The following is a 13,791-nucleotide window of genomic DNA, read 5'->3' on the forward strand; positions in this document are numbered from 1 at the left end:
CACCGATCCGAGGAGTGACTGCCATGGCCGCGAGCTACCTACCGTCGATCGAGGACACCGAGCCGGAACTGACGACCCGGCACACCCGCATCCAGATCACCACGCGCAAGCGGCGGGTCACCAGCCTGCGCAAACCCGCTCGCATCCAGGAGGCCATCGACTTCTGGTCCTTCGCCGGCGGCGCCGCGAACGTCGTCATGCAACTGGGTTGGCCGGAGGTCGCCTACGGCGTCATGGAGAGCAAGGTCGAATCGGGCGCGCTGACCAAGCATCCGTGGAAGCGGGCCCGCACGACCGGCCAGTACCTCGCGGTCGCGATCCTCGGCACCGACGAGGAGAAGGCCGCCTTCCGCGAGGCCGTCAACTCGGCTCACCGTCACGTCAAGTCCGATGCGAACAGCCCGGTCAAGTACAACGCCTTCAACCGGGAACTCCAGATGTGGGTCGCCGCATGCCTGTTCGTCGGCATCGAGGACATGCACCTGCTGTTGCACGGCGTCATGACCGACGAGGAGGCCGAGGAGTTCTACCAGTCCTCCAAGACCCTGGGCACCACGCTCCAGGTGCCCGACGAGATGTGGCCGGCAACGCGCAAGGACTTCGACCGGTACTGGAACCTCGGGTGCCAGCGCATCGTCATCGACGACACCACCTGTGACTTCCTCAACGACCTCGTCGACCTCAAGATGATCAACCCGCTGATCCGGCTGCCGTTCGTGAATCTCCTGCGGTTCCTCACCATCGGCTCGCTGCCCCGATCTACCGTGACCAGCTCGGGCTGGAATGGACCGAGGAAGACCGCCGTCGCTTCCAGCATCTGTTCACCTTCGTGTCGGTGGTCAACAAGTTCCTGCCCAAGTCGATCCGGTTCGGTGGCAGTCGCATGCTGATGCGCGACCTGCGACGCCGGATGAAGCACGACAAGGCGATCATCTGAACTCGCGGCGTTCCCGGCCGAACCTGGCGCGGATCCTCGACGAGCCGGTGATCTACCTGATGTGGCCACGCGCTGCGCTGATGCAGCTCACCCATTCCGGAGTGGCGCCGACCGAGGTCGAGAGCGGGGTGTACGGCGTACGCGGGGCCGGGCGCTGGGCGGGGACGGTGAACTACCTGCGGATCGCCGTCGCCGGTGACGAGGACAGCGTCCGCGACCTCGTCCGGGAGGTGAACAAGGTGCGTCCCGACGACTGGCCCGAGGATCTCGTGACCCTGCGCAGGTACCTCGACTACGTCGAAGGCGACTATCCGGCGGCCCTGCCGCGCTCGACGTCGGACGATCCCGAGCACGTCACCGCAGGCGACGTGGCCGCACAGGTCTTCGCCCCGTACTCGATGCCATGGCGATACGTACGCCACGTCCCGCGCCTGCGGCTCCTCACGTGGGGAATGGCCGGTGAGCGGTTAAGGTCGGTCTACGGAGTCGACTGGTCAATCGACCAAGAGCGCCGCCACCTGCGGGCGGTGCGCACGGTCAGACGTTGGCAGAGTCTCTGTCCGGGGCCGCTTCGGCGCCGGCACGGCAGACGACAACGCGAGCGTCACGCAGCCCGACTCAGACAGACCGCGGTGACACACCCCCACACCAACGGACGGAACAACCGATGACCCCTGGACCCCTGCACAGGACTCAGCTGGCCGTCGAGGTTGCCGACTATCTGCGCACCCGGATCATGACCGGCGTCCTGCGCCCGGGCGAGTTCGTCCGGCTCGACGAGACCGCGTCGGCGCTGGGCTGCAGCGTCACCCCCGTCCGCGAGGCACTGGCGACACTCCGCGGCGAAGGACTCGTCAAGCAGGCGCTGCACCGGGGTTTCATCGTGGAGACGCTCACCCGCGGCGACATCGTCGACATCTTCTGGATGCAGGCCGAACTGTCCGCGCGTCTGGCCAGTCATGCCGCCGAGAACCCCGATCTCGAGGTGCAGCTCGACGAGTTGGCCGCTCTCGTCGACGACCTCGAGGCGGCGGTCGAGTCGGGCCGTGCCGACCACGTGCTGTCGGCGGAGTTCGCCTTCCACCGTAAGGTTCACCTGATGGCCGAGAGCAAGAAGCTGGCCTGGTTCCAGTTCTCGGCGAGCAAATACAACCCCCTGCAGCTCTATTCGAACGACGCCGAGTGGGGCCGGGAGGCCGCGACCAGCCATCGTCGACTGATCGAGCTGTTGCGCAGGGGCGACACCGCGGGCATCAAGTCCGAGATCGTCTCCGCCTTCGACGACGCGCGCGACCGCCTGATCGCCCAGCTGGAATCGATCGGCTTCTGGGACGAGCAATCACCCGAGACAGAAGCCCACACCGCCAGCACCGCGTAACGCGCCTGATCCCGCTTCGTCGCGCCTTACCCGACTCGGACGGGTAGCGTTGCGAATCGTGTTGGGATTGCCAGAAGTGATCTCTGTCGCGCTCTTCGATCTCGACGGGGTCCTCACCGAGACCGCGGTACTCCACCGCAAAGCATGGAAGAAGACCTTCGACGCCTTCCTCGCCGAACGCGCGGGCGGCGTCGATGCGCCCGGCTTCGTGGAGTTCACCGACCAGGACTACCTCGACTACGTCGACGGACGTCCCCGTGAGGACGGCGTGCGCGCCTTCCTGGCGTCGCGCGGGATCACCGATGTCGACCCCGCGACCGTGACCGCGATCGGCAACGGCAAGAACGACATGTTCCTCGTCAGCCTCGCCGAGGACGGTGGCCATGCCTACCCCGGTTCGGTGCGGTACCTCAACGCGGCACGTGAGGCGGGCCTCCGCATCGCGGTCGTGACGTCGTCGAAGAATGGAGGACCAGTGCTCGATGCAGCCGACCTGTCGGGATTCGTCGAGGTTCGCGTCGACGGTCTGGAGATCGCCGCGCGGGGCCTCAACGGCAAACCCGCTCCCGACTCGTACCTCCTGGGAGCCGAACTGATGGGCGTCGAGCCGTCCGCGGCCGCGGTCTTCGAGGACGCCATCTCCGGCGTACAGGCCGGTAGCGCAGGTGAGTTCGGCTATGTGGTCGGCATCGACCGGGTCGGCGGCAACCAGGCCGAGGCGATGCGCGCCGCGGGCGCCGACATCGTCGTCAACGACCTCGACGAATTGCTGCCCGCATGAGCCAGGAACAGGGACACGGGTTCGAGGTCCACCCGTGGCAGCTGAAGTGGAGCGGCGGAGTCGACCTCGACATGCTCGGCCGCACCGAGACGCTGTTCGCGTTGTCGAACGGGCACATCGGTTTACGCGGCACCTTCGAGGAGGGTGAACCGGTCGACCACCCGGGCACCTACCTGAACGGCTTCTACGAGCTGCGTGGCCTGCCCTACGCGGAGAGCGGCTACGGCTACCCGGAATCGGGCCAGACCGTCGTGAACGTGACCGACGGCAAGGTCATCCGCCTGCTGGTCGAGGACGAGCCGATGGATCTTCGGTACGGCCGTACCGAAGAACACGAACGGACCCTCGACTTCCGCACAGGCACGCTGCGTCGGCACACCCTGTGGACGTCGCCGACCGGCCGCACCGTGCGCATCAAGTCCGAGCGGCTCGTCTCGTTCACCAAGCGCACCATCGCGGCCATCCGCTACGAGGTGGAGCCCGTCGACGAGGACATGAAGCTCGTCCTCCAGTCCGACCTCCTGGCCAACGAGCCGGTTCCGGCGCCGGGTAACGACCCGCGTCTCGCGGCCGCGCTCGACGCCCCGCTGGTGTCCGATCTCGCGACCTGCCGCAACTACTGGGGCATGCTGGTCCACCACACCAAGCAGTCCGGTCTGCACATCGCGGCCGGCATGGACCACGAGATCTATTTCCCGGACAAGGCCGACACCTTCATCCGCGCCGACGGCGACCTCGCGCGCCTCACCATCGCGGCGAACGTGCCGAAGGGCAAGAGCCTGACCCTCACCAAGTACATCGGGTACGGCTGGTCGGCCCGGCGTTCGGTCCCGGCGCTGCGTGCGCAGGTCGACGCCGCGCTGGCCATGGCGATGGAGACCGGCTGGGACTCCCTCAAGGCCGACCAGGTCCGCTACCTCGAGGATTTCTGGCGCGACGCCGACATCGAACTCGACGGCGACCCGGAACTGCAGCAGGCGGTCCGGTTCGCGCTGTTCCACGTGCTGCAGGCCGGAGCCCGCGGACAGTCGCGCGCGATCCCGGCGAAGGGACTCACCGGTCCCGGCTATGACGGCCACACCTTCTGGGACACCGAGAGTTTCATCCTCCCGATGCTCACCTACACGGTGCCCGCGGCGGCCGGTGAGGAACTCCGCTGGCGGCACGCCACCATGGACAAGGCGAAGGCCCGCGCCGCCGAACTCGGTCAGCGCGGTGCGATGTTCCCGTGGCGGTCGATCAACGGCGACGAGTGTTCCGGCTACTGGCCCGCGGGTACGGCCGGTGTGCACGTGTCGGCGGACATCGCCAACGCCACCGCCCGCTACCTGCGCGCCACCGACGACGAACAGTTCGAGACCGAGTGTGGCGTCGAACTTCTCGTCGAGACCGCCCGGCTGTTCGCCGGCCTGGGACACCACGACGTCAACGGCAAGTTCCGCATCGACGGCGTCACCGGGCCCGACGAGTACACCGCGGTGGTCAACAACAACACCTTCACCAACCTCGCGGCGCAGCAGAACCTGCGCGACGCGGTCGCGGCGGTCCATCGCCGCCCCGACCTCGCCGAGCAGTTCGGGGTGACGACAGCCGAAGCGGCACACTGGGAGTCGTGCGCCGACGACATGTCGATCCCCTACGACGACGCCCTCGGAGTGCACCAGCAGTGCGAGTCGTTCACGCTCCTCGGCGCGTGGGATTTCGAGTCCTCGGTGGGCCGTTACCCGCTGCTGCTGAACTATCCGTACTACGACCTCTACCGCAAACAGGTGGTCAAGCAGGCCGACCTGGTGTTCGCGACCTATCTGTTCGGTGACTCGTTCACCGCCGATCAGAAGCTCCGCAACTTCGACTACTACTACCCGATCACCGTGCGCGACTCGTCGCTCTCGGCCTGCTGCGAGGCGGTCACCGCCGCCGAGGTCGGCTACCTCGACCTCGCCTACGATCTGCTGGCCGAGTCGGTGTTCACCGATCTGCACGACCTGCACAACAACGTCAACAGCGGCCTGCACATCGCCGCGCTGGCCGGGGCGTGGACGGACTGCGTGGCCGGTTTCGGCGGCATGCGCGATTTCGGCGGGCAGATCACCTTCGCGCCGCGGTTGCCGAGCCGGTTGACGTACATGTCCTTCCGCATGATCGTGCGGGAGTCGAAGTTCGTGGTCGCCGTGGACAAGGAACACGCCACCTACCGGCTGCTGTCGGGACCGCCGATCGATCTCGCCCACCACGGTGAGAAGTTCACCCTCACGTCGGCACCGATGAGCATGAAGATCCCCGACCTGGAGTACCGGGAACCGCCCAAGGCACCACCGGGCTGCGAGCCCTACCGGCGCGAGATCTGATCCGCACCCGCCGACCACCCTCTCGACCCGTATGACGTTGTGCCCGGATTCCGGGTACGACGTCATGCGCTTCTTGACCTTCACACTGTGTCAGGGTCTGGAATGGGTGCATGAGGAGGTGTTGACGATGATCGAGACGATCACGACCGCATTGCACGCACCCGACCCGTCCATGCGCCTGCGTGCCGCGTTGGCGGCGGGTACCGATCCCGACCCGCGGCTCGTCGACGAGCTCATCGCGCGCTGCGGCGTCGACCCGGATTTCTTCGTGCGGGACATGCTGACCTGGGCGCTGACCAGGCTGCCCGCGCAGGTGACCGTGCCGCGCCTCGTCGGCGAGCTGGGGTCGGAGTCGCCGCAGGCGCGTGCGCAGGCGTTGCACACGCTGTCGAAGGTCGGCGACCGATCGGCCTGGCCGGCCATCACCGGCGACCTGCTGCACGACGACGATGCCGAGGTGGCGCGGGCGGCCTGGCGCGCCGCCGTGGCCCTCGTCCCTGCGGGCCGGGAGACCGCGCTCGCGGCCGAGTTGGCCGGTGAACTCGGACGCGGCGGAATCGATGTGCAGCGCAGCCTGAGCCGGGCACTGGCAGAACTCGGCGAGGCGACACGCGACGCGTTGACGACGGCCCGGCGCCACCGGAATCCACGGGTGCGCGCGCACGCCGAGGCCACCGCGCGGCTCCTCGACGATCCCGACAGCGACTTCGGGTACGAACTCGAACTCGCCGCGAAGATCGCGAACACCGGTGCCGCCGTCCAGGATTCGAGTCCGCCGTGCTGATCGGCGAGGTGGCGCGGCGTTCGGGCGTGAGCGCCCGGATGCTGCGCCACTACGACGCCCTGGGTCTCGTGCGACCGACGGGCCGCACGACGAGCGGCTATCGCGAGTACTCCGACGCCGACATCGAACGCCTGCTGCACGTGGAAAGCCTTCGGTCACTGGGCTTGTCACTGCGCGACGTGGGACGCGCCCTCGACGAGCCCGGCTTCGCGCCGGCCATGCTCGTGGACCGGCTGATCCAGGACACGCAAGAACGGATGGCGGCCGATTCGCGGCTCCTGACACGGCTGCACCAGATCAAGGCGACCGGTCCCGGCGACTGGTCGGCGATACTCGGCGCGATCAGCCTGCTCCAGGCGGTGCACTCCGAGAACTCGGCGCACCGCCAGCGGGCGGCCCTGCGAGCGGGTGAGTCCGGACTCTCCGCCGAGGCGCTGGTCGACGCCCTGCTCGCCGAGCCGGATCAGAACGTCGCCGGCGCACTCCGCTGGGCGCTGGCCAAGAGGCCGGGCGGACTCGACCGTCTCGCCGTCGCCGCGGCCGACCCCGACCCGGTGATCCGGCGCCGGGCGGTCACCGCGCTCGCAGCGATCGACGAGAACTCGGGGGCCGCCTCGGTGCTCGAGCAGTCACTCGCCGACGCAGACCCGGATGTACGACGCATCGCCGCCCTCACCCTGGGCCGACGCGGCGTCGGAGCAGCCGTGGCCGTGCTGATCGAACTGATCGCCGTCGGGGACCACGACGTCGAGGCCGCCGAGATCCTCGCACGTGACGAGTCCGACGCCGCGCGGATCGTGACCCTCCTGACCGACCGTCTCGGCGCCGATCCGGACCCGTCGGTGCGTTCCCGCCTGGTCCAGGCACTGGCCGAGATCCCCGGCGACGCCGCGTCGAAGGCCCTGACCGAACTGGGGACCGACGCCGACGAGACGGTCGCCCGCACCGCGCAGGCGATCGGGTCGTTGCGCGCACGCTGAGCGGCGCCGACCCGCGATTGGCTGTCACCGGTCGCCGGTCGGTACTCTGTGGGGCACTATGGCACCCGATCTGACCAGCCCTGATCTGTCCGGCACGGCCGAGCGCGGCACCTCCCACGGTGCGGGGCACCCGTACTACCTCACCACCGCGATCGCCTACCCCAACGGGGCGCCGCACATCGGGCACGCCTACGAGTACATCTCCGCCGATGCCCTGGCACGGTTCAAGCGCCTCGACGGGTTCGACGTCCGGTTCCTCACCGGCACCGACGTCCACGGCCAGAAGATGCAGCAGACCGCGCAGGCCGAGGGCGTTCCCACGGCCGAGCTCGCCAACCGGAACTCCGACCGTTTCCAGAAGCTGCAGGAGCGTCTCGGCTCCAGCTTCGACCGCTTCATCCGCACCTCCGACGTGGACCACAAGCGTGCGTCGGAAGAGCTGTGGAAGCGGATGAGCGACCGCGGCGACATCTACCTCGACAAGTACTCCGGCTGGTACGACGTCCGGGACGAGACCTTCTACGCCGAGTCCGACACCGAGGTCAACGACGCCGGTGAGCGCGTCGCCTCCGACACCGGGCACGTGGTGACCTGGACCGAGGAGGAGACCTACTTCTTCCGGCTGTCGGCCTACCAGGACAAGCTCCTCGAGCTGTACGAGGCACAGCCCGACTTCATCGGGCCCGACGTGCGACGCAACGAGGTCATCAGTTTCGTCAAGGGCGGCCTGACCGATCTGTCGGTGTCGCGGACCACCTTCGACTGGGGAGTCCCGGTCCCGGGCCATCCCGAACACGTCATGTACGTGTGGGTCGACGCGCTCACCAACTACCTCACCGGCGTCGGCTTCCCCGACGACGCCGCGACCTTCGAGCGATTCTGGCCCGCCGACCTGCACATCATCGGCAAGGACATCATCCGGTTCCACTGTGTGTACTGGCCCGCGTTCCTGATGAGTGCGGGCGTCGAGCTGCCCAAGCGGGTCTTCGCGCACGGCTTCCTGTTCAACAAGGGCGAGAAGATGTCGAAGTCGGTCGGCAATGTCGTCGACCCGGAGAACCTCATCGACGAGTTCGGTCTCGACCCGGTGCGCTACTTCTTCCTGCGCGAGGTGTCCTACGGCCAGGACGGGTCGTACTCCGCCGAGGCGATCGTGTCGCGGATCAACGCCGACCTCTCCAACGAGTTCGGCAACCTCGCCCAGCGCACCCTGTCGATGATCGGCAAGTACTTCGACGGTGTGGTCCCCGCTCCCGGCGACCTCACCGACACCGACAAGGCCCTGCTCGACCGGGCCGACTCGCTGCTCGCGAACGTCCGCGAACACTTCGACAACCAGGCGATCCACCTGGGTCTCGAGGCGCTGTGGTCGACCCTGGCCGAGACCAACCGGTACATCTCGGCGCAGGAGCCGTGGAAGCTCGCGAAGACCGACCTCGACCGCACCGGCACGGTGCTCTACGTGTGCGCCGAGGTCGTCCGCATCGTCGCGGTGTTGAGCCAGCCCGTGATGCCGGAGTCGTCGAACAAGATCCTCGACCTGCTCGCGGTCGGCGACGACCGCCGGTTCAGCGCCGTCACGGTCCGGTTGGTGCCGGGTGCCTCCCTGCCGAAACCGTCGCCGGTGTTCCCGCGGTACGAGAACTGACCGACCCTCGCCGCTCATGGCCGCATCCGCGCTCGATGCACTCAGGGCACTCCATGCCGAGACCCGCAGCCGGGGACTCCCGCCACCCGCGGCACTGATCGGTGACTGGCTCGACGCCGATGCGGTGATCGCACCATCGGTCGAGATCGTCGCCGGCTGCACTCCGCCCGACGACCCCGACCGCTTCTGGTTCGGTTATCTCGGCTTCCCGGTGCGCGCCGACGAGGCGTCGCTGCCGCCGACCGCAGGCGGCCTCACCGACGGCGTCCTCGTCCTGCGCGACGGCGTGTGGTCGACTCTCGGCACCGGTGTCCCCGACTGGGCGCAGGCCGTGGTCGATGCCCCGGACACCGTGGTCGGTCGGCCCGCGACGACGAGTTGGGAACCCCCGGCGCGCGATCCGCATCTGGCGGCGATCGATCACTGTCTCGACGCGATCCGCGCCGGCGAGGTGTACCAGGCGTGCGTGTGCACCAGGTTCACCGGCACGCTGTCGGGTCGCCCGGTCGACTTCTTCGCCGACCTCGCCGGTGCCACCGCCCCGACGAAAGCAGCTTTCCTGCAAGGAGATTGGGGTACCGTCGCGAGCCTGTCGCCGGAGACCTTCCTGCGGCGCACCGGCAACATCATCAGTTCCTCGCCGATCAAGGGAACCCTGCCGGCACACGCCGACCCCGACGCCCTGTCGGCCTCCGCGAAAGACATCGCGGAGAACATCATGATCGTCGACCTCGTCCGCAACGACCTGGGACGGATCGCCGTCACCGGCAGCGTCCGGGTGCCCGAACTGCTGTCGGTGGTCCCCGCGCCCGGCGTCTGGCATCTCGTCTCGCGCGTCGAGGCGATCGTGCGGCCCGGCACCGGCAACGACGCCGTGCTCGACGCCGCCTTTCCGCCCGCATCGGTCACCGGCACACCCAAACTGCGCGCGATGGAGCTCCTCTCGGACTGGGAGAGCGACGCCCGCGGCGTGTACTGCGGGGCGATCGGCGTCGCCGGACCCGATCACGCCCTCGATCTCAACGTGGCCATCCGCACCGTCGAGATCACCCCGGACCGCACCCTCACACTCGGTGTCGGGGGCGGTATCACCATCGATTCCGTCCCGGAAAGCGAATGGCAGGAATGCCTCGACAAAGCGGCCAGCATCGTCGCTAACAATCGAATCGATACGCTGCAGAATCACAAATACCGGACTTGATCGTTGATTTCGGTAATATCTCGCCCATGACGCTGTCCATCGAGGCGACCACCGATCTCACCGAGCTCGCCCGGGAGATCAACCGGGACCGCGAGGCGGTCATGTCCGGTGCGACACCGCCTGCCGGATTGGCGGACGAGGTGGTCGAGTCCTGGACGCGCGTGCAAGCCGCGGGCAATCCCTCGACGATCGACGAACATCATCGCGGACGCATCGACCGCGACGAGCTCGAAGCCCGTCGGGCCGCCCATCCGCTCCGGCACGCAGTGCACTCCCTCAAGCGGGTGTTCGCGCAATCCGCCGACGACCCGATGATGGCGCTGGGCATCTTCGACGCCGACGGGGTGATGCTGTGGCGCGACGGCTCGCGCGCGGTGTTCCCCGAGGCCAACCGCCTCGGTCTCGTGGAGGGCAGCCGGTGGGACGAGGATTCCGCCGCGACCACCGCGGTCGGCCTCGCGATCCGCCACCGCCGTCCCAGCCGCATCTTCGGCCCGGAGCACTACAGCCGCTCACTGCACGGCTTGTACTGCACCGCGGCGCCGGTCCACGACCCACGCACCGGCGAGATGATCGCGGTCGCCGGACTCGCCGGACCGGCGATGCACATGCAGCCCGCGGCGTCGGCGTTCACCGCCACCCTCGCCGCACTCAGCGAGCACGAGGTGACGCTGGCCCATCAGCGCACCCTCGCCGACCTCCGCTACCACGGCCGCGCACAGCTGACGGGTCTGCACGGCCCGGGTCTCATCATCGATGACGACGGCTGGGTGGCCGAGGGTCGCGGATGCACGCCGCCGGTGCGGGTGGCCGCGCCGACCGAGGACATGCGCCAGTTCGTCCCCGGACTCGGGATCTGCGTCGTCGAACGACTCGGGATGGGCTGGATGGTGCGTCCGGCCGGGCCGTCGGGTCCGGTCATCGCCGAACTCGACCTCGCCGGTGAACCGACGATCACAGTCACCGGTGACGACGACCCCTGGCGCACGGTCCTCACCCGACGCCACGCGCAGATCCTGCTGCTGCTCGCCGACGCGGGCGATCAGGGACTCACCTCACAGCAGCTGAGCCAGTTGCTGTTCGGCGACCAGAACCACACCGTGAGCGTGCGCGCCGAGTTGTCGCGGCTTCGCCGGGTCGTCGGGGCACTCGTCTCGAGCCGGCCCTACCGGCTGGCGCCGCGCGTCGAACTGCGGGTCAGCTCGGATCAGCTCGACGCCTATCGAGAACCGACTGGTAGACGTCGCGCCGCGAGGCACCCGAACCCTGCGTGACCTCCGCGCAGGCGTCCTTGAGTCGCATCCCGCCGGCCACCAGCGCCTCGGCGCGGTCGGCCAGCTCGTCGATGTCGGGTTCGGCGGCGACCGCACCGGCGATGACGACCGTGATCTCGCCCTTGACCCCGCCGGCCGCCCACTCGGCCAGTTCGGCCAGACCGCCGCGGCGGACCTCCTCGTAGGTCTTCGTCATCTCCCGGCACACCGCGGCGCGCCGGTCCGGTCCGAGGATCTCGGCCGCCGCGGCCAGGGTGTCGGCCAACCGGTGCGGCGACTCGAAGAAGACGGCGGTGCGCGGTTGGGCGATCAGTTCACGCAGCCACTCCGCACGCGCTCCCGGCTTCCGGGGTGCGAACCCCTCGAAACAGAAGCGCTCCGACGGCAGTGCCGACACCGCGAGTGCCGTCGTCACCGCCGAGGGCCCCGGCAGTGCCGTCACCGGCAGACCCGCCTCGGCGCAGGCCACCACGATCCGGTAGCCGGGGTCGCTGACCGACGGCATCCCCGCATCGGTGACCAGCAGGACCGTCTCGCCGCCGGCGATGGCCTCGACGAGGCCCGGCGTACGGGCGGCCTCCACCTGGTCGTAGTAGCTGACGACGCGTCCGCCGATCTCGACGCCGAGCGCGGCGGCCAGCGCACGGGTGCGGCGAGTGTCCTCGGCGGCGACGATGTCGGCCGTCTGCAGCGCCGCCCGCAGCCGGGGCGACGCGTCGTCCACCTGCCCCATCGGGGTGGCGGCGAGCACCAGCCGTCCCGTTCCGGAGCGGGAGGTGCCGGACGGGTCGGACCCGGGCTGGTCGGTGGAGTGCGTGTCGGGCTGGGCGGCATTCATCGTCAGCCAGCTTACGAGGGCCCACTAGGATCGAGCGGGTGACCATCACCGCCGCGCGTGACACCACCGTGCCCGCAGGTGCTCCGGTCCCCGCCGCGGTCCCGCCGCCGCGTCTCGGACCCGAGGTCCCGGCCCCGCTGTTCGGCGCCCCGGACCGTGGTCGCGGCCTGCTGGTGGGGGTCGTCATCACCCTCATCGCCGCCCTCACCCGGTTCTGGAACCTGAGTCACCCCACCGACAAGGGCACACCGGTCTTCGACGAGAAGCACTACGTGCCGCAGGGCTGGCAGGTGCTCACCGGCGGCAACTGGATCGAGGACAACCCGGCGTACGGGCTCGTGGTGCATCCCCCGGTCGGCAAGTGGATGCTCGCCGCGTCGGAGGCCGTCTTCGGGTACGGCCCGCTCGGCTGGCGCGTCGCGCCGGCGATCTCCGGCATCATCATCGTCGTCCTCGTCTACTGCGTGGTGCGCCGGTTGACGCGGTCGACGCTCGTCGGTGCCATCGCCGGCATCTTCGCGATCTGTGACGGCGTCCTGTTCGTGCAGTCCCGGATGGGCATGCTCGACATCTTCCAGGCACTCTTCATCGTCGCCGCCTTCACCGCGCTCATCGCCGACCGCGACCAGGTCCGCGAGCGGATGTATCGCGTGTACCTCGAGGGCCGGATGGGCGACAGCCCGTTCGGACCACGCCTCGGGTTCCGCTGGTACCGCTTCACCGCCGGTGTGATGCTCGGACTGAACTGCGGCACCAAGTGGTCGGGCATCTACTACGTCATCTTCTTCACCGCGCTCGCGATCGGCTTCGACGTCGCGGCCCGCCGCGCCTACCGCGTGCAGCGGCCGTGGGTCGGCACGCTCGTCCGCGACGTCGTGCCCGCCGGCGCGAGCCTCGCCGTGATGCCGGTGGTCATCTACTTCCTGACCTACATCCCGTGGTTCAACAGCGAGACCGCCGTCTACCGCTACTCCGAGGGCAACGCGATCGGCACCGGCGGCACCTTCTCCTGGGTCCCGGGGGCATGGCGGTCGCTGTGGTACTACGAGGCCGGGATTCTCCAGTTCCATGCGGGACTGACCAATTCCGCGGGCAACCAGCATCCGTGGGAGTCCAAGCCGTGGACCTGGCCGATGAGCCTGCGACCGATGCTCTACGCGCTCGAGAACGGGCCCGATCAGTGCGGCGGGGGTGAGTGCGTCCGCGCCCAGATGCTGATCGGGCCGCCCGCTCTGTGGTGGCTCGCGCTGCCGATGCTGCTGTGGGGCCTGTGGTCGTGGATCGTCCGCCGCGACTGGCGCTACGCCGCGGTGCTCGTCGGCTACGGCGCAGGCATCCTGCCGTGGTTCCTCGCCCTCGACCGCCAGATGTACTTCTTCTACGCGACCGCCCTGGCCCCGTTCCTGGTGATGGGTCTCGCCCTGTGCTGCGGCGACATCCTGCGTTCGACGGCGAGGACGGCCCGCGCCCGGCCCGAACGCCGGGTGCTGTCGATCATCGTGGTCGCCATCTATGTGGCGCTCGTGGTCACCAACTTCGTATGGCTCTGGCCGATCCTCACCGCCTCCCCGATCTCGCCGGGACTCTGGCGGCAGCAGATCTGGCTGCCGAGCTGGGGCTGA

General features: G+C 68.8%; 11 protein-coding genes and 1 pseudogene. 11 read left to right on the top strand and 1 reads right to left on the bottom strand.

Translation table 11 applies throughout. From position 1 onward, the window contains the following. Positions 1–23 precede the first annotated feature (23 nt). The 10 genes and pseudogenes from BLU62_RS15890 (at position 24) to BLU62_RS15935 (ending at position 11,331) form a co-directional block, all read left to right on the top strand. Positions 24–937: pseudogene (locus BLU62_RS15890) on the top strand (oxygenase MpaB family protein). Between the two features lie 59 nt (positions 938–996). Beyond that, positions 997–1,608, top strand: coding sequence for an oxygenase MpaB family protein (locus BLU62_RS15895; RefSeq protein ID WP_139180035.1), 612 nt, complete (start codon positions 997–999; stop codon positions 1,606–1,608). Next, complete coding sequence (locus BLU62_RS15900; RefSeq protein ID WP_074850570.1) at positions 1,605–2,315, top strand: GntR family transcriptional regulator; 711 nt, start codon at positions 1,605–1,607, stop codon at positions 2,313–2,315. The genes BLU62_RS15895 and BLU62_RS15900 overlap by 4 nt, the downstream gene beginning before the upstream one ends. 58 nt (positions 2,316–2,373) lie before the next feature. Beyond that, positions 2,374–3,096, top strand: coding sequence for a beta-phosphoglucomutase family hydrolase (locus BLU62_RS15905; RefSeq protein ID WP_074852940.1), 723 nt, complete (start codon positions 2,374–2,376; stop codon positions 3,094–3,096). After that, entirely contained in the window at positions 3,093–5,444 is a 2,352-nt protein-coding gene (locus BLU62_RS15910; RefSeq protein WP_074850572.1) for a glycoside hydrolase family 65 protein, read from the top strand. The genes BLU62_RS15905 and BLU62_RS15910 overlap by 4 nt, the downstream gene beginning before the upstream one ends. Before the next feature lie 127 nt (positions 5,445–5,571). Next, the gene (locus BLU62_RS15915) at positions 5,572–6,228 is read left to right on the top strand and encodes a HEAT repeat domain-containing protein (protein ID WP_074852941.1); all 657 of its coding nucleotides are present in this window, start codon (positions 5,572–5,574) and stop codon (positions 6,226–6,228) included. After that, the gene (locus BLU62_RS15920; protein WP_074850574.1) at positions 6,222–7,208 is read left to right on the top strand and encodes a HEAT repeat domain-containing protein; all 987 of its coding nucleotides are present in this window, start codon (positions 6,222–6,224) and stop codon (positions 7,206–7,208) included. Before BLU62_RS15915 ends, BLU62_RS15920 begins: the two co-directional genes overlap by 7 nt. A 58-nt stretch (positions 7,209–7,266) precedes the next feature. Then, positions 7,267–8,856 (top strand): methionine--tRNA ligase, encoded by a 1,590-nt coding sequence (metG, locus tag BLU62_RS15925; protein ID WP_074850576.1) that lies wholly within the window; start codon positions 7,267–7,269, stop codon positions 8,854–8,856. A gap of 16 nt (positions 8,857–8,872) precedes the next feature. Next, positions 8,873–10,057, top strand: coding sequence for an aminodeoxychorismate synthase component I (locus BLU62_RS15930; RefSeq protein ID WP_074850578.1), 1,185 nt, complete (start codon positions 8,873–8,875; stop codon positions 10,055–10,057). 26 nt (positions 10,058–10,083) lie between these two features. Then, the gene (locus BLU62_RS15935) at positions 10,084–11,331 is read left to right on the top strand and encodes a helix-turn-helix domain-containing protein (protein WP_074850580.1); all 1,248 of its coding nucleotides are present in this window, start codon (positions 10,084–10,086) and stop codon (positions 11,329–11,331) included. Here the strand turns inward: BLU62_RS15935 and rsmI are convergent. Next, on the bottom strand, positions 11,255–12,169 hold the full coding sequence (gene rsmI / locus BLU62_RS15940) for a 16S rRNA (cytidine(1402)-2'-O)-methyltransferase (RefSeq protein WP_074850582.1): 915 nt from the start codon (positions 12,167–12,169) through the stop codon (positions 11,255–11,257). The two genes, BLU62_RS15935 and rsmI, sit on opposite strands and share 77 nt — an antisense overlap. A 38-nt stretch (positions 12,170–12,207) precedes the next feature. Between rsmI and BLU62_RS15945 the strand changes: the two genes are divergently transcribed. Next, positions 12,208–13,791 (top strand): dolichyl-phosphate-mannose--protein mannosyltransferase, encoded by a 1,584-nt coding sequence (locus BLU62_RS15945; protein WP_074850584.1) that lies wholly within the window; start codon positions 12,208–12,210, stop codon positions 13,789–13,791.

Origin of the sequence: Gordonia westfalica, assembly GCF_900105725.1 — a bacterium.
GTDB classification, from domain to species: Bacteria; Actinomycetota; Actinomycetes; order Mycobacteriales; family Mycobacteriaceae; genus Gordonia; species Gordonia westfalica.